Consider the following 16,940-nt stretch of genomic DNA (forward strand, 5'->3'; position numbering starts at 1 on the left):
AGAGGCCCCGGTCTCGACGAGGATTCGTCGAGCCGGGGCCCATGCGATCAGGCGAGCTGGATCAGCGGCCGACGTGCGCGGTCATGTCCACCAGGCGGGCGGAGTAGCCGTACTCGTTGTCGTACCAGCCGAAGACCTTGACGGTCTTGCCGATGACCTTGGTCAGCGGTGCGTCGAAGATCGTGGAGTGCGGATCGCCGACGATGTCGGAGGAGACCAGCGGATCCTCGCTGTAATGCAGGATGCCCTTGAGCGGGCCCTCGGCGGCCTTCTTGAAGGCGGCGTTGACGTCTTCAGCCGTCACGCCCTCCTTTTCGATGGCGATGGTGAGGTCGGTGCCCGACCCGGTGATGACCGGGACGCGGAGGGCGTAGCCGTCAAGCTTGCCGTCCACCTCGGGGATGACCAGACCGATGGCGGCGGCCGCACCGGTGGAGGTGGGGACCATGTTCACGGCGGCGGCGCGTGCACGGCGGGGATCCTTGTGCGGGGCGTCGTGCAGGCGCTGGTCACCGGTGTAGGCGTGGACCGTGGTCATCAGGCCCTCGACGAGACCGAACTCGTCGTTGAGCACCTTGACCAGCGGAGCCAGGCAGTTGGTGGTGCAGGAGGCGTTGGAGACCACGGTGTGGTTCTGAGAGTCATAGGTGTCCTCGTTGATGCCCATGACCAGGGTCGCATCGACGCCCTTGCCCGGTGCCGAGAGGACGACCTTCTTGGCGCCGGCATCGAGGTGCTTGCTGGCGGACTCCTTGGTGGTGAAGAAGCCGGTGCACTCGAGCACGACGTCGACGCCGAGATCGGCCCAGGGCAGGTTCGCCGGGTCCTTGTCGGAGAGGATCTTGATCCGGCGGTCACCGGCGACGAGGGTGTCACCGTCGAGGGAGACATCGGCCGGGAAGCGACCCATGACGGAGTCGTACTTGGTCAGGTTCACCAGCTGGGCGGGGTCGGTGAGATCGTTGATCGCCACGAGCTCGAGGTCGGTGCGGCCGGTGTTCTCCAGCACGCGCAGCACGGTGCGTCCGATACGTCCAAAACCATTGATCGCGATTTTTGTCGCCATGAGGTTCCTCTCTTGACAGTGGGACCGCAGTTCCTGCGGGCCTTGGGGCCGTTCTTGCAGAGGCAGACCTGGAGCTTCTCACTCCGGACGAAAAGGCCCCTAGACACACGTTGGGGATCAGCAGCTCGACCGTAGTCGAACCGCTGACCCCCAACAACATCGTTGTTCATCAGGCTGTCTGCAGAACGTGATTTTCAGTTTTCTCGTAGATCATTCAACCATGTCGACATGGCTGGCCCCAACATCCTGGGGCCGGTTCTGCCTGGGAGGACGGTCACACCGTCCGTGCCGGACAGTCACACCGTCGGTGCCGAAGCGATCAGGGAGTGAGCAGCTTCGAGGCGCCCGAGCGGGCGGCCTCCAGACGTGCGGCGACGTCGCTCCAGTTGATGATGTTCCAGAAGGCCTTCACGTAGTCGGGCTTGACGTTCTGGTAGTCCAGGTAGAAGGCGTGCTCCCACATGTCGAGCATCAGCAGCGGGATGGTGCCCACGGGCACGCCGTTCTGCTGGTCGTAGAACTGCTCGATGACGATGTTGCCGCCGATGGGCTCGTAGGCGAGGATCGCCCAGCCGGAGCCCTGGATGGTCAGCGCGGCGGAGGTGAACTGGGCCTGGAACGCCTCGAAGGAGCCGAAGTACTCGTCGATGGCTGCTGCCAGCTCGCCCTCGGGGCGCTCCTGGCCCTCTGGGGAGAGGTTCTTCCAGAAGATCGAGTGGTTGGTGTGCCCGCCGAGGTTGAACTGCAGGTCCTTGAGAAGCTTCGGAGTCGTGGCGTAGTCGCCCTTCTCGCGGGCTTCGGCCAGCTTCTCCAGCGCGGTGTTGGCGCCGGTGACGTAGGTCTGGTGGTGCTTGGAGTGGTGCAGCTCCATGATGCGGGCCGAGATGTGCGGCTCCAGCGCGGAGTAGTCGTAGTCCAATTCAGGAAGTGTGAAGTCAGTCAAAATGTCCTCCTAGACACGGGGGTTCGTCGAGGCCAGCTGCACCTCGGCTCGGTCCTCATCCTATGCCGTGGTCGCATCACCAGAAAGGGGGATGACGCCCATGACCTGAAGTGTTCACCACTGGAGTAACTGCGGTGAGCTGGGCCTCAGCCTTCGAGCATGTCCGGGGTGACGCTGGACTCGGTGCCCGGGATCTTCAGCTCAGAGGCCTTCTTGTCCGCCATGGCCAGCAGCCGGCGGATGCGTCCGGCGATGGCGTCCTTGGTCATCGGCGGGTCCGCGAGCCGGCCCAGCTCGTCCAGGGAGGCCTGCTTGTGCGCCAGCCGCAGCTCTCCGGCGTATTTGAGGTGGTGCGGGGCCTCGTCGCCGAGGATCTCCAGGGCGCGCTGCACCCGGGCGCCGGCGGCGACGGCGGCCTGGGCCGAGCGGCGAAGGTTGGCGTCGTCGAAGTTCGCCAGCCGGTTGGCGGTGGCGCGGACCTCTTTGCGCATCCGGCGCTCCTCCCAGACCAGCAGGGTCTGATGGGCGCCCATGAGGGTGAGCAGCTTGGCAATGGAGTCGCCGTCGCGGATCACCACCCGGTCCACGTTGCGCACCTCGCGGGCCTTGGCCGGGATGCCGAGTCGGCGGGCGGAGCCCACCAGGGCCAGGGCGGCCTCGGGGCCGGGGCAGGTGACCTCCAGGGAGGAGGAGCGGCCGGGCTCGGTGAGCGAGCCGTGGGCCAGGAAGGCGCCGCGCCAGGCGGAGACGGCGTCTGCCATGGAGCCGTTGACGACGACGGAGGGCAGGCCGCGCACGGGGCGGCCGCGGGCGTCGAGCAGGCCGGTCTGCCGGGCCAGCGCCTCGCCGTCGCGGACCACGCGCACCACATAGCGGGAGCCGCGCTTGAGCCCGTTGCCGGAGACCACGATGACCTCGGGGTTGTGCCCGTAGACCTCGGTGACGGTGGTCTTGAGCCGCCGCGCGGTGGCGGCGTGGTCCAGCTCGGCCTCGATCACGATCCGACCAGAGATGATGTGCAGTCCCCCGGCGAAGCGGAGCATGGCCGAAACCTCGGCCTTCCGCTCGGATGTCGTCTTGACGTGCTGGCGGGAAAGCTCTTCTTTGACCGACTCGGTCAGCGCCATATGTGTTGTCCTCTGGTCTTCGTCTGATGCAGATCGGTCATCGTACCCAATGCCCCTGAGCGGGAATCCGCTCAGAGCCACCCTTGCTCAATTCACAGGCGCTCCCGCTCGGTCCACGGTCGCTCCGGCACAGTCGCTCCGGCTCGGCCGCTCCGGCACGGGCGCTCCGGCTCAGTCGCCGAAGACCTCGCTGAAGGCGATGGCCAGCCGCAGCGGGTCATGCACATCCGGCTGACCCGCCTTGGCGACGTCGTGATACCTCACCTCCGCGCCGAGCAGCTCCGCTGCTTCGGCGAACTCCTCGCGCTCCTGGAGGGGAACCGACGTGGGGTCCGCGATGATGCGGTGCACGCGCAGCCCGGGGGCGTAGTGATGAAGAACTCGCAGATGTTCTGCGGGACTCATGCCGGCGGTCTCGTCGGTGTGAGGTGTGAGGTTCATCACGATACACCGCCGGGCCTCGGTCTCATAGAGAGCGTCCCGGAGCTCCGGCAGCAGCAGATGCGGCAGCACCGAGGTGTACCAGGAGCCAGGACCTAACACTACCCAATCACTGAGCTCGATGGCGGTGAGCGCCTCGGCGCAGGCCGAGGCCTCGGCCGGGTGCAGCTGGACATCGCGCAGCCGGCCCAGGCTGCCCGCCGTCGCCAGCGCCACCTGGGAGGAGAGCCGATCGCCGTTGTTGAACGGCGGCTCGGACCCGGACTCGCCCTCCATGGGTTCCACCACCCCGGACATGGTCAGCGGCTGTCGGGACATCGGCAGCACCTGGCCGCGGGCTCCGAGCAGGGTCCCGGCCCAGCGCAGGCCCTCCACGGAGTCGCCGATGAGCTCCCAGAGCGCGACGATGAGCAGGTTGCCCATCGCGTGGTCGTCGAGGCTGCCGGTGACGCCCTCGCGGGAGCGGAACCGGTGCTGCATGACCTGGGCCCAGGTGCGGCCCCATTCGGTGTCGTCGCACAGCGCGGCCAGCGCCATCCGGAGGTCCCCGGGGGGCAGCACGTCCATGTCTTCGCGGAGCCGGCCGGAGGAGCCGCCGTCGTCGGCCACGGTGACGATGGCGGTGAGGTGCTCAGCGGCGATGACGCGCAGCGCCGAGAGCGTGGCGGAGAGCCCGTGGCCTCCGCCGAGGGCGGAGACGCGGAAGGAGCCGCGCGGCTGCGGCTGGGCGATCTGGCTCACCCCTACTCACGTCCCAGATCACGGTGGATGGTGTTCACCGTGACGTTGGGCAGCTGGTCCAGCCGGCGGGCGAGCTCCTCGGAGACCGCGACCGAGCGGTGCTTGCCGCCGGTGCAGCCCACCGCGATGTTGGCGTAGTGCTTGTTCTCCCGCCGGTAGCCCTCGATGACCGGGCGCAGCGATTCGACGTAGTTGGCCAGGAAGTCGCCGGTGCCCTCGTTGCCCAGCACGTACTCGCTGACCTGGGAGTCCAGGCCGGTGAAGGCGCGCAGCTCGGGCACCCAGTGCGGGTTGGGGATGAAGCGCATGTCGGCGATGAAGTTGGCGTCGGCGGGGACCCCGTATTTGAAGCCGAAGCTCATCACGTTGAGCCGGAGCTGGACCGGGCCGTCCTCGTTGAAGATCTCGGTGATCTCCCGGGCCAGGCCGTGGACGTTGAGGTCGGTGGTGTCGAGCACGATCTCGGCGGCGGACTTGACGTCCTTGAGCAGGTCACGCTCGGCGGTGATCCCGTCGAGGATCCGCCCGGAGCCCTGCAGCGGGTGCGGGCGGCGGCCCTGTTCGAAGCGGCGGACCAGCAGCGCGTCGGAGGAGTCCAGGAAGAGCATCCGGTAGGTCACGCCGGTGGCCTTGAGCTGCTCCAGGGCGCCGAGCATGTCGGAGAACAGCGCGCGGGTGCGCACGTCGATGACCACGGCGAGCTTCTCCATGGATCCGGGGTGCCGGGAGATGATGTCGATCATGGTGGTGATGAGCTCCGGCGGGAGCCCCTCGACCACGTACCAGCCGAGATCCTCCAGGGCGTGGGCGGCCGTGGTTCGGCCGGCACCGGACATGCCGGTGACGATCAACAGTTCGTTCTCGGGAGGCTTCACCGGGGTCAGACCAACATCCATGCTGAAGAGCCTATCTGGCTGGCACGAATCGGGTGAAGCCCCGGTTCAGGCCACTGTTGAGGCCCTGCGTCAGGCCGGGTCCTTCGCCGGTGCGGGCGCCTCTGCGGTGAGGTGGTCGAGGATCTTCTGCGCGGTGTCGCGGCCCAGCCCGGGGACCTCGATGATCTCCTCCAGGCTGGCCTTCTTCAGGTTCGCGACGGAGCCGAAGTGCGCGACGACGGCGGCGCGGCGGCTCGGCCCCAGGCCCGGCACCTCATCCAGCGCAGAGGCGGTCATCGCCTTGGACCGCTTGGAGCGGTGGTAGGCGATGGCGAACCGGTGGGCCTCGTCGCGGATCCGCTGGAGCATGTAGAGCGCCTCGGAGGAGCGCGGCAGCACCAGCGGGAAGTCGTCCCCGGGCAGCCAGACCTCTTCGAGCCGCTTGGCCAGCCCGACGACGGGCAGGTCGGTGATCCCGAGGTCATCGAGCGCCTGCCGGGCCACGTTGACCTGCGGCTGGCCGCCGTCGACCACGACCAGGCTGGGCGGGTAGGCGAAGCGTTCGGCCTCGCGCTCGACCACCGTGGAGTCCCTGGCCTCGGCGGCTTCAGCAGGCTCCCCCGCCGCAGCATCAGAAGTCACGGCTTCCGCTGTCACGGGTTCCGCTGGCACAGGCTCCGCTGGCACAGGCTCCGCGAGCTCGGCCACCGGCACCGCGGCGTCGGACTGGGCCTGGTCCTTCAGGTGTCGGGCGAAGCGGCGGGTGATCACGTCGTACATCGCGGAGGTGTCGTCGCGGGCGGCGTCGCCCTTGATCGAGAAGCGCCGGTAGTCGCGCTTCTTCGCGAGCCCGTCCTCGAGCACCACCATCGAGGCGACCACGTTGGTGCCGGAGGTGTGCGAGATGTCGAAGCATTCGATGCGCAGCAGCGGCTCGGCGGCGCCGAGCGCCTCCTGCAGGTCGCGCAGCGCGGCGGAGCGGGTGGTGATGTCGGAGTTGCGCCGGGCCTTGTGCAGGGCCAGCGCCTGGGAGGCGTTCTCCTGGACGGTGCCCAGCAGGGCGGCCTTGTCGCCGCGCTGGGGCACGCGCAGGCTGATCTGCGCCTTACCCTCGCCCGAGTCGCTGCGCAGCTGGCGCAGCCAGGCGGTCATCTCCTCAGCGTTGTCAGGCAGCGCGGGGACCAGCACCTCGGGCGGGATCCGTTCGGTGTCGGCCATGGAGCCGTAGACCTGCATCAGCAGCTGCTCGACCATCGCGCCGGCGTCGGTGTCCTCGACCTTCTCCACGACCCAGCCGCGCTGACCGCGGATCCGGCCCTGCCGGACGTGGAAGACCTGGGCGGCGGCTTCGAGCTCGTCCTCGGCGAAGGCAAAGATGTCGGCCTCGGTGTCCTCCGAGAGCACCACGGAGTTGCGTTCGAAGACCCGGCGGATGGCTTCGAGGTCGTCGCGGTGCCTTCCGGCGTCCTCGTAGCGCAGCTCGGCCACGGCGGCCTTCATCTCGTTGGTGATCCGGCGGACCTGCGGGCCGGGGCGTCCGGCCATCACCTCGCAGAACTCCTCGGCGAGCCTGCGGTGGTCTTCTTCGCTGATCTCCCCCACGCAGGGCGCGGCGCACTTGCCGATGTAGCCCAGCAGGCAGGGCCGGCCGGAGGCCTTGGCGCGCTTGAAGACCCCGGCGGAGCAGCTGCGCACCGGGAAGACCCGCAGCATGGTGTCCACGGTCTCGCGGATCGCCTTGGCCGGGTAGAAGGGTCCGAAGTACTTCACCCCGGGCTTCTTGTCCCCGCGCATCACCTGGACCCGCGGGTACTTCTCGTTCATGGTGACCGCGAGGTAGGGGTAGGACTTGTCGTCGCGGTACATGATGTTGAACCGCGGGGTGTGCTGCTTGATCCAGGTGTATTCGAGCTGGATCGCCTCGAGCTCGGAGCCGACCACGGTCCATTCCACGCTGGAGGCGGCATGCACCATGGCGTAGGTCTTCGGGTGCAGGGTGGCGACCCGGGCGAAGTAGGAGTTCAGCCGGGCGCGCAGGTTCTTGGCCTTGCCCACGTAGACCACCCGGCCGTGCGGGTCGATGAAGCGGTAGACCCCGGGGTTGGTGGGGATCTCCCCGGTGCGAGGTCGGTAGGAGGTGGGGTCAGCCATCGGCCTCGGCGGGCGGCGCGTTGTAGCTGGCTACCCGCTCCTGGCCGCTGAGCGCGGCGATGGCGTCCATGATCTGCTCGGTGGCCGCCCGGCGGGCCGGCAGCGGGTGTTTCTTGCCCAGCTGCGGGAACTGCAGCGGCTCCCCCACGTGCATCTCGAACTTGCGCGGTCGGACCATCCTGGAGTCCGGCTTCTGCAGCGCCTCAGTGCCGCGCAGCCCGACCGGGATCACGGGCAGCCCGGTGGCCACGGCGAGCCAGCCGACCCCGTTCTTGCCGCGGTAGAGCCGGCCGTCACGGCTGCGGGTGCCCTCGGGGTATATCCCGACGCCGTGGCCCGCCTGCGCGATGGCGCCCAGCTCGAAGAGCGCCTCCACCGAGGCGGACTGGCGCTGGCGCTCCACCGGGACGGAGCCGACGGATTCGAAGAACAGCTTCATCGCGCGGCCCTTGACCCCGGTCTGATTGAAGTACTCGGCCTTGGCGAAGAAGCTCACGGTGCGCGGGAAGAGCGCCTGGATCAGCACCGAGTCCAGGAAGGAGAGGTGGTTGGACGCGACGATGAACCCGCCCTCGGCGGGGGTGTTCTCCAGCCCCGTGATGATGGGCCGGCAGGACAGCTTCACGGCGATCTCGAAGGTCTTGCGGACCGCATCATTGGTGGCGACGCGCTCAGACTCCTGCGCCTCGGGGGTGGTGCTCACCTGGTGCCTCCGCTTACTCGCTGATCAGCGACGTAGTCCTGCTGTGTGACGTGGGTGCCGCTCTGTGAACTGGCCCACTCACTTTAGCAGTGCGGCAAGGAATGCGCCCGTGTGGGATCCTGTCTTCTCTGCCGTGGCGGCGACCTTCTCCGGAGTGCCCTGCGCGACGACGAGCCCGCCGCCGCTGCCCCCTTCGGGGCCGAGGTCGATGACCCAGTCGGAGGACTTGATCACATCGAGGTTGTGCTCGATGGTGATCACGCTGTTGCCCTTCTCCACCAGCCCCTGCAGGACCTGCAGGAGTTTGCGGATGTCTTCGAAGTGCAGCCCGGTGGTGGGCTCGTCCAGCACGTAGACGCTGCGCCCGTTGGAGCGGCGCTGCAGCTCCGAGGCGAGCTTCACCCGCTGGGCCTCGCCGCCGGAGAGCGTGGTGGCGGACTGGCCGAGCCTCACGTAGCCCAGCCCGACCTCGACCAGGGTGTTGAGGTGCCGGGCGATCGGGGCGAAGGCGGCGAAGAACTCCGCGGCCTGCTCGATCGGCATGTCGAGCACCTCGGCGATGTTCTTGTTCTTGTACTTCACCTCGAGGGTCTCGCGGTTGTACCGGGCGCCGTGGCAGACCTCGCAGGGCACGTAGACGTCGGGCAGGAAGTTCATCTCGATCTTCAGCGTGCCGTCGCCGGAGCAGGACTCGCAGCGTCCGCCCTTGATGTTGAAGGAGAACCGGCCGGGCTGGTAGCCGCGGGTCTTGGACTCCGGCGCCTGGGCGAAGAGCTTGCGGACGTGGTCGAAGACCCCGGTGTAGGTGGCCGGGTTGGACCGCGGGGTGCGCCCGATCGGTGACTGGTCCACGTGGATCACCTTGTCCAGGTGATCGTCGATCCCGTCGATCCGGCGGTGTCGGCCGGGGACCTGCTTGGCGCCGTTGAGCTTGTTCGCCAGCGATTTGTAGAGGATCTCGTTGATCAGCGTGGACTTGCCGGAGCCGGAGACGCCGGTGACGGAGAGGAAGATCCCGAGCGGGATCTCCACGGAGACCTTGTCCAGGTTGTTCTCCTGGGCCTCGATGACCTTGAGCATCCGGGTCTTGTCCACCGGGCGGCGCTGCGCCGGGATCGGGATGCTGCGCCGGCCGGAGAGGTAGTCCCCGGTGATGGAGTGGGTGTTGTCGCGCAGCCCCTGCACGGAGCCGGAGTGCACGATCTCGCCGCCGCGCTCACCGGCGCCGGGTCCGATGTCCACGATCCAGTCGGCCTCGGCGATGGTGTCCTCGTCGTGTTCGACCACGATCAGGGTGTTGCCGAGGTCGCGCAGCCGGGTGAGGGTCTGGATCAGCCGGGCGTTGTCGCGCTGGTGCAGCCCGATGGAGGGCTCGTCGAGGACGTAGAGCACCCCGACCAGGCCGGAGCCGATCTGGGTGGCGAGCCGGATCCGCTGGGCCTCGCCGCCGGAGAGCGTGCCGGCGGCGCGCTCCAGGTTCAGGTAGCTCAGGCCCACGTCGAGCAGGAAGTTCAGCCGGGCCAGGATCTCTTTGAGCACCTGGTCGGCGATGGTGGCGTCGCGGGCGGAGAGCTTCACGGTGGAGAAGAACTCGGCGCACTTGTCCAGCGGCAGCCGGGCGATCTCAGCGATCGAGGCGCCCTGCACGGTGACCGCGAGCGCGGCGGGGTTCAGCCGCTGGCCGTTGCAGGCCGGGCAGGGGATCTGGCGCATGTACTGCGCGTAGCGGTCCCGGGCGTTGTCGGACTCCACCTCGAGGTGCTTGCGCGAGATGTAGGAGAGCGCGCCTTCGAACCCGGTGGAGTAGGTGCGTTCGCGGCCGAAGCGGTTGCGGTACTGCACGACGACCTTGTGGTTGCGGCCGTGCAGCAGCGCCTTCTGCACCTTCTTGGGCAGGTCCTTCCACGGGGTGCGCACCGAGAAGTCGAGCTCATTGGAGAGCGCGGTGATCAGCCGGAGCCAGTAGTCCTTGGAGGCCTTGCCCAGGGCCCAGGGGGCGATGGCGCCGCCTTCGAGGGAGAGGGTGTCATCGGGGATGACCAGGTCGATGTCCACCTCGAGGCTGGAGCCGATGCCGGAGCAGACCTCGCAGGCGCCGAAGGGGTTGTTGAAGGAGAAGGAGCGCGGCTCGATCTCGTCCAGCGCCAGCGGGTGTTCGTTCGGGCAGGCCAGGTTCTCGGAGAAGGGCCGCTGCTTGGGGCCGGTGAGGCCTTCGGGGACCTTGTCGTTGGTGGGTTCGCCGTCCTCGTCAAGGTCGACCAGGTCGATGACCAGGCGCCCGTCGGCGAGCTTCAGCGCGGTCTCCACCGAGTCGGTGAGCCGCTGGCGCATGCCCTCGCGGATCACGAGCCGGTCGATGACCACTTCGATCTGGTGCTTATAGGTCTTCTCCAGCGTGGGCGGTTCGCTGAGCTGGATGATCTCGCCGTCGACGATGGCGCGCGAGAAGCCCTCGCTGGCGAGGTCGCGGAAGAGGTCCTTGAACTCGCCCTTGCGGCCGCGGACCACCGGGGCCAGGACCTGGAAGCGGGTCTTCTCGGGGAAGCCCAGGACCTGGTCGACGATCTGCTGCGGGGTCTGGCGTTCGATCTTCTCCCCGCAGGTGGGGCAGTGCGGGATCCCGATCCGGGCCCAGAGCAGGCGCAGGTAGTCGTGGATCTCGGTGACCGTGCCCACGGTGGAGCGGGGGTTCTTGGAGGTGGACTTCTGGTCGATGGAGACCGCCGGGGAGAGGCCTTCGATGAAGTCGATGTCGGGCTTGTCCACCCGGCCGAGGAACTGCCGGGCGTAGGCGGAGAGCGACTCGACGTAGCGGCGCTGGCCCTCGGCGAAGATGGTGTCGAAGGCGAGCGAGGACTTGCCGGAGCCGGAGAGGCCGGTGAACACGATGAACGAGTTGCGCGGCAGCTCGACGGTGACGTTTTTGAGGTTGTGCTCGCGCGCACCCTGGACCACGATCCGGTCGGCTTCGGCATGACCGATCGTGCCGTTGGTGGCGGATTTTCGTCGCGCACCCTCGGCGTAGTAGTCGTCCACGGATTCGATGATGGCTGTTTCGGCTGCTCGCTCTGACACGTGATTCAGTGTAGAACCCCTGACCCGTTCGAACAAACGTTCGAAGCCAGGGCGGGGTGGGGCGGTTCGCGCGTTCGGGACCGGGCGCTCCCTGCGTCGAGAGGCGGATTCTCCGCGCATCCGACCCGGCTTTCGGGCCCAAGTGCTCGGAGATTCCGCCGCTCAGCGCGAGGTGGCGTTCATCACCCCGACGACGGCGCCGCGTCGGTCCATGTCAGAATGGCGCCGTGATCTCTGACTCCCCCGCCGCCCCTGCCACCGCCCGCCTCACCGTCGACTCCCCCGCCGACGCTGCTGACACCTCCGACATCCGGGTGGTGCTCTTCGACCTCGACGGCACCCTGGTCGATCCGGCCGGGGCGATCACCCTCGGCGTCGTCCATGCATTGGGCGTGCACGGGATCGAGATCCCCGATCAGGAGGTGCTGGACTCGTTCGTCGGTCCGCCGCTGGCCACCTCGCTGGCCAGCCTGCCCGGCGTCACCGAGGCGCTGATCCCCTCGATCGTGGAGGAGTACCGGCAGCGTTACCTCGCCGAGGGCATGCAGGCGAGCCGGGTCTACCCGGGGATCGAGGAGCTGCTGCGCACACTCAACGCCGCCGGTGTGGTCTGCGCGGTGGCGACCTCGAAGCCCACCGGACTGGCCGAGCGGCTGCTGAGCATCCAGGGCATTCGCGAGCACTTCGCCGCGGTGCACGGCTCCCCCGAGGACGAGTCCGTCCCGCACGACGGCAAGGGCCCCATCCTCGGCGCCGCGCTGGAAGCGATCGGCCTGGATCCCGCCGCGGGGCCGCTCAATGAGACGGCCCCCGACGCCAGGGTGATCATGGTCGGTGACCGGATCTTCGACGTGGACGGCGCCGCAGCCCACGGCCTGCGCTGCATCGGCGTCCGCTGGGGCTACGCCCCCGCCGGAGAGCTGGAAGAAGCCGGGGCGTACCCGATCGTGAGCACCACGGAGCGTCTCGAAGATGCGCTGATCTCGGCCGGGATCCTGAGCCCGGCCAAGCAGCTGGCCTATGCGCCGGGCGACGTCCGCTTCGTGACTCCGCGAGGTCGCCAGACCTTAGACTGAGCCCTATGGCCTCTGACAGTTCTCTGCTCTACGATCTCCCTGCGATCACGCTTCGCCGCATCTCGGTCTCCGAGATGAACAACAACGTGTATCTGCTCACCGCGAAGAAGTCCGGGGTCCAGGTGCTCATCGATGCCGCCGACGACGGCGGGGCCATCCGCGGTCTGCTCGCTGAAGCCGCCCAGGACACACCCTGCCCGCTGGAGCTGACCGCGGTGCTCACCACGCACTCGCACTGGGATCACATCCGCGCCCTCGAAGAGCTGCTCAACGCCCCGGGGGCCGGAGCTGCAGCAACCTCCGGCCCGGAGTCCGCGGCCGGCGCCGAGGACGCGCCCGCCATCGAGGCCGAGAAGAACGTCACCATCGACCGGCGGCTCAGCCACGGCGAGGTGCTCTCCTATGACGGCGTCGACCTGAACGTGATCCACCTGCGCGGCCACACCCCCGGGTCCATGGCCTTCGTCTACCGGGTCGAAGACGGCCCCACCCACATCTTCACCGGGGACTCGCTCTTCCCCGGCGGCGTCGGGAAGACCTGGTCGGCCGAAGACTTCGCCACGCTGCTCGACGACGTCGAGGCCCGGCTCTTCGCCGACTACGAGGACGACACGATCATCCACCCCGGCCACGGCGACCCCACGACGTTGGGCGCCGAACGCGCCCAGCTCCCCGCATGGCGGGAACGCGGCTGGTGAGCGCCGTGACCGCCGCCAAGCGGCTGCACAAGCTGGAAACCTCCGCCGAAGGCGAAGGCCCCGCCGGACCGGAGGAGCTCTACGCGGCCTTCGAAGCCTGGACCCAGACCCAGGGGCTCACCCTCTACCCCGCCCAGCAGGACGCCATCCTCGAGCTGGCCGACGGCCAGCACGTCATCATGGCCACCCCCACCGGCTCCGGCAAGTCCCTGGTCGCGACCGCGGCGCACTTCTTCGCGCTCTCCCGCGGCGAGCGCAGCGTCTACACCGCCCCGATCAAGGCGCTGGTCTCGGAGAAGTTCTTCTCCCTGGTGGAGATCTTCGGCGCCGAGAACGTCGGGATGGTCACCGGTGACTCCTCGGTCAACGCCGGCGCCCCGATCGTGTGCTGCACCGCGGAGATCCTCGCCAATGAGGCGCTGCGCGACGGCCGCGACGCCAACGTCGGCCCGGTCATCATGGACGAGTTCCACTTCTACGCCGATCCGCAGCGCGGCTGGGCCTGGCAGGTCCCGCTGCTGGAGCTCACCGGCCGCGCCGAGCCCGGCACCCCGGGACACGGCGCCGCCGGCAGCCGGGCGCAGTTCCTGCTGATGTCCGCCACCCTGGGCGACACCTCCCGGTTCGAGGCCCGGCTCAGTGCAGGGACCGGGCGCGACGTCGTCACGGTCTCCAGCGCCGAACGTCCGGTGCCGCTGAGCTATGAGTACTCCACCACCGCGCTGCAGACCAAGCTCGAGGAGCTGGTCACCACCCACCAGGCCCCGGTCTACGTGGTGCACTTCTCCCAGCGCGAGGCGGCCGAGCGCGCCGTCGGCCTGGCCTCGCTCAACGTGGTCTCCAAGGGCGAGCGTGAGGCGATCCGGGTGAAGCTGGAGACCTTCCGCTTCGCCAAGGGCTTCGGCAAGACGCTGAACCGGCTGCTCCGCGCCGGGATCGGGGTCCACCACGCCGGCATGTTGCCCAAATACCGCCGGCTGGTCGAGCAGCTCGCCCAGCAGGGCCTGCTGAAGGTCATCTGCGGCACCGACACCCTCGGGGTCGGGATCAACGTGCCGATCCGCACGGTGCTGCTGACCGCGCTTAGCAAATACGACGGCACCCGCACCCGGCAGCTCAACGCGCGCGAGTTCCATCAGATCGCCGGTCGCGCCGGCCGGGCCGGGTTCGACACCCACGGCACCGTGGTGGTCCAGGCGCCGGAGCACGTGATCGAGAACAACGCCTCGATCGAGAAGGCCCGCGCCAAGCACGGTGACGATGAGAAGAAGGTCTCCCAGGCGATCCGCTCGGCCGGGAAGAAGAAGCCCCGTGACGGGTTCGTCTCCTGGAGCGACAAGACCTTCGAGCGGATCATCACCGCCACCCCGGAGCCGATGGTCTCCCGGATGAAGGTCAGCTACTCGATGGTGCTGCACCTGCTGGAGCGGCCCGAGGACCCGATCCGGGCGATGCGCCGGATGATCCTCGCCGCCGATGAGACCCCGGCCCGGAAGGCCCAGCTGCAGCGGCAGGGGCTGCAGATCCTGCGCGAGCTGCTCACCGCCGGGGTGCTGGAACGCCTGGAGCGTCCCGATGAGGACGGCCGCACCGTGGACCTCACCCTGGACCTGCAGGACAACTTCGCGCTGAACCAGCCGCTGGCACCCTTCGCGGTGGCCGCGGTGGAGCTGCTCGACACCGAGTCCGAGTCCTATGCCCACGATGTGATCAGCGTGATCGAGTCGATCCTGGAGACCCCGCACCAGATCACCGGCGCCCAGGTGAAGCAGCTGAAGTCGGAGAAGATCGGCGAGCTCAAGGCCGATGGCGTGGAGTATGTGGACCGGATGCGGATCCTCGACGAGCTCACCCACCCGCAGCCGCTCGCCGAGCTGCTGACCCAGCAGTTCGAGATCTACCGCACCGGCGCACCCTGGGTCTCCGACTATGCGCTGCAGCCGAAATCGGTGGTCCGCGACATGCTCGAGCGGGCCTTCGACTTCACCACGATGGTGAACCACTACCAGATCGCCCGCTCCGAGGGCGTGCTGCTGCGCTACCTCAGCGACGCCTATAAGGCGCTGAAGCAGACGGTCCCGGAGAACCGGCTCACCGAGGAGCTCGAAGACCTGCTCGCCTGGCTGGGCGAGGTGGTCCGGCAGACCGACAGCTCGCTGCTGGAGGAATGGGAGCGGCTGCAGGCCGGCGATGACCCGGAGAAGCTGGCCGAGCTCGCCGCCATGGAGGCTGACATCTCCGCGCTGGATCACCCGGACCGGGTCACCTCCAACGCGCGGGCCTTCAAGGTCATGGTGCGTAACGCCCTGTTCCTGCGCGCGGAGCTCTTCGCCCAGGAGAAGGAGGCGAAGCTCGCCGAGCTCGACGCCGAGCACGGCTGGGACAAGGACCGCTGGGGTCAGGCGCTGGACGCCTACTTCAACATCTACGAGGACCTCTACACTGACGCCCAGTCCCGCGGGCCGAGCCTGGTGCGGATCGACGTCTCTCCGAAGGACACCCCGGACCCGGAGCGCCGCTACTGGCGGGCCGTGCAGGTCCTGGATGACCCGGACTCCCACCACGACTGGGGCATCCACGCCTGGATCGATCTCACCGCCTCGGATGAGACCGGGGCCCCCGTGGTGATCATGGACCGGGTCGGCGAACTGGGATGACCAGGGCTGGTTTGGGCGCCGCCGGTTCAGGAACACCTGAGGCCAGTACCGCGGGGGCGACGTCCACGCTGATCGACGGCACCCAGATCACCGATCACTGGCTCGATGTGCCGTTAGACCACCAAGCGCCGCTGGACCACCGGGCGCCCGACGGTGAGCGGGTCCGGATCTACGCCCGGGAGTTCATCGCCGCGGAGGCCGCCGCGCAGGGCCGGGAGCATGTGGAGTCACTCCCCTGGCTGCTCTTCCTGCAGGGCGGACCCGGCGGGAAGGGCACCCGGCCGGCGAAGCTCGGCGGCTGGATGTCCGAGGCCGGAGCCAAGTTCCGGATCCTGATGCTGGACCAGCGCGGCACCGGACTCTCCACCCCGCTCACCCGGCACTCCCTCGCCGCAAGAGGCGACGCCGCGGCTCAGGCCGCATATATGCGCCATTTCCGCGCGGATTCGATCGTCAAGGACGCCGAGGCATTCCGACGGGCGCTGGGGCTGGCGTCCTGGAGTGTACTGGGGCAGAGCTTCGGCGGGTTCGCCACGCTGAGCTATCTCTCCTTCGTCCCGGAGTCGCTGGACCGGGCGCTGATCACCGGCGGCCTGGCGCCGCTCACAGGTCACGCGGACCGGGTCTACCGTGCCACCTACGCCAAGATGCGGGCCCGGAACTACGAGCACTTCGACCGGTTCCCGCAGGACCGCGAGATCCTGGACGCGGTCTTCGCCCACCTGCGCACCCACCAGGTGCAGCTGCTCGACGGATCCCCGCTGACCCCTGCCCGGTTCCAGCTGGTCGGGATGCTGCTGGGTGGCAACGCCCGCGCCGATTCGCTGCACTACCTGCTCGAAGAAGCGTTCACCGGGCCGGAGCGGACCGAGCTCTCAGACACCTTCCTCGCGGGCGTGGGTCAGCAGCTCTCCTTCGCCGCGAACCCGATGTACGCGGTGATGCATGAATCCATCTACGGCCAGCCCGCCAAGCTGACCGACGGACGCGCCGCGACCGGCTGGGCGGCCCAGCGGGTGGGCGCCGAGTTCCCGGAGTTCGACGCGGAGGGCACCTCTCCCCTGCTGCTGGGCGAGATGATCCTGCGCGAACACCTGCTCCTGGACCCGACGCTCAAGGACCTGGTGGAGGCGGCGGACCTGCTCGCCGCCGTCGAAGACTGGGAGCCGCTCTATGACCCGGCCCAGCTGCGCCGCAACCGGGTGCCCACCGCCGCGGCGCTCTACACCGATGACGTGTATGTGGCGCGGGAGCCCTCCTGGGAGACCGCGGACCTCATCGGCGGGATCAGCGTCTGGGAGACCTCCGAGTTCCACCATGACGGGCTGGGCGACGACGGCGCCCGAGTCTTCGCGGAGCTGCTGAAGCGCACCTGACTCTGGCTCGG

Annotated in this window: 12 protein-coding genes; 4 read left to right on the plus strand and 8 right to left on the minus strand. The window is 68.5% G+C overall.

What is annotated here, in order from left to right:
- Window positions 1–61: 61 nt before the first annotated feature.
- The 8 genes from gap to uvrA form a co-directional block, all read right to left on the minus strand.
- Entirely contained in the window at window positions 62–1,066 is a 1,005-nt protein-coding gene (gene gap, locus LTI14_RS08600; RefSeq protein ID WP_241469782.1) for a type I glyceraldehyde-3-phosphate dehydrogenase, read from the minus strand.
- A 319-nt stretch (window positions 1,067–1,385) separates the two neighbouring features.
- A complete protein-coding gene (locus tag LTI14_RS08605; RefSeq protein WP_241464490.1) occupies window positions 1,386–2,009 on the minus strand; it encodes a superoxide dismutase in 624 nt (207 codons plus the stop codon).
- Between the two features lie 146 nt (window positions 2,010–2,155).
- Window positions 2,156–3,136 carry a DNA-binding protein WhiA gene (gene whiA, locus LTI14_RS08610; RefSeq protein ID WP_241464489.1) on the minus strand — a complete coding sequence of 327 codons (981 nt, stop codon included), beginning with the start codon at window positions 3,134–3,136 and terminating at the stop codon, window positions 2,156–2,158.
- Between the two features lie 171 nt (window positions 3,137–3,307).
- Complete coding sequence (locus LTI14_RS08615) at window positions 3,308–4,318, minus strand: gluconeogenesis factor YvcK family protein (protein ID WP_241469784.1); 1,011 nt, start codon at window positions 4,316–4,318, stop codon at window positions 3,308–3,310.
- A 2-nt stretch (window positions 4,319–4,320) separates the two neighbouring features.
- Window positions 4,321–5,214, minus strand: coding sequence for an RNase adapter RapZ (rapZ, locus tag LTI14_RS08620; protein ID WP_241464487.1), 894 nt, complete (start codon window positions 5,212–5,214; stop codon window positions 4,321–4,323).
- Window positions 5,215–5,283: 69 nt separating this feature from the next.
- Window positions 5,284–7,344 (minus strand): excinuclease ABC subunit UvrC, encoded by a 2,061-nt coding sequence (uvrC, locus tag LTI14_RS08625; protein WP_241476263.1) that lies wholly within the window; start codon window positions 7,342–7,344, stop codon window positions 5,284–5,286.
- Window positions 7,337–8,047 carry a lysophospholipid acyltransferase family protein gene (locus LTI14_RS08630; protein ID WP_370642623.1) on the minus strand — a complete coding sequence of 237 codons (711 nt, stop codon included), beginning with the start codon at window positions 8,045–8,047 and terminating at the stop codon, window positions 7,337–7,339. The genes uvrC and LTI14_RS08630 overlap by 8 nt, the downstream gene beginning before the upstream one ends.
- 78 nt (window positions 8,048–8,125) lie before the next feature.
- Entirely contained in the window at window positions 8,126–11,029 is a 2,904-nt protein-coding gene (gene uvrA / locus LTI14_RS08635; RefSeq protein ID WP_241476294.1) for an excinuclease ABC subunit UvrA, read from the minus strand.
- Between the two features lie 320 nt (window positions 11,030–11,349).
- On the opposite strand from uvrA, the gene LTI14_RS08640 reads away from it, so the two are divergent.
- Genes LTI14_RS08640 through LTI14_RS08655 form a run of 4 tightly spaced genes read left to right on the plus strand, consistent with a single transcriptional unit; the run spans window position 11,350 to window position 16,929 of the window.
- Entirely contained in the window at window positions 11,350–12,198 is an 849-nt protein-coding gene (locus LTI14_RS08640; RefSeq protein ID WP_241476264.1) for an HAD hydrolase-like protein, read from the plus strand.
- A gap of 5 nt (window positions 12,199–12,203) precedes the next feature.
- A complete protein-coding gene (locus LTI14_RS08645; RefSeq protein ID WP_241476265.1) occupies window positions 12,204–12,896 on the plus strand; it encodes an MBL fold metallo-hydrolase in 693 nt (230 codons plus the stop codon).
- Complete coding sequence (locus tag LTI14_RS08650) at window positions 12,875–15,553, plus strand: DEAD/DEAH box helicase (protein ID WP_370642624.1); 2,679 nt, start codon at window positions 12,875–12,877, stop codon at window positions 15,551–15,553. Before LTI14_RS08645 ends, LTI14_RS08650 begins: the two co-directional genes overlap by 22 nt.
- A complete protein-coding gene (locus LTI14_RS08655) occupies window positions 15,550–16,929 on the plus strand; it encodes an alpha/beta fold hydrolase (RefSeq protein ID WP_241476266.1) in 1,380 nt (459 codons plus the stop codon). The genes LTI14_RS08650 and LTI14_RS08655 overlap by 4 nt, the downstream gene beginning before the upstream one ends.
- Window positions 16,930–16,940 lie beyond the last annotated feature (11 nt).

Source organism: Nesterenkonia sp. YGD6 (assembly GCF_022565895.1).
In the GTDB taxonomy this organism is placed as follows: domain Bacteria; phylum Actinomycetota; class Actinomycetes; order Actinomycetales; family Micrococcaceae; genus Nesterenkonia.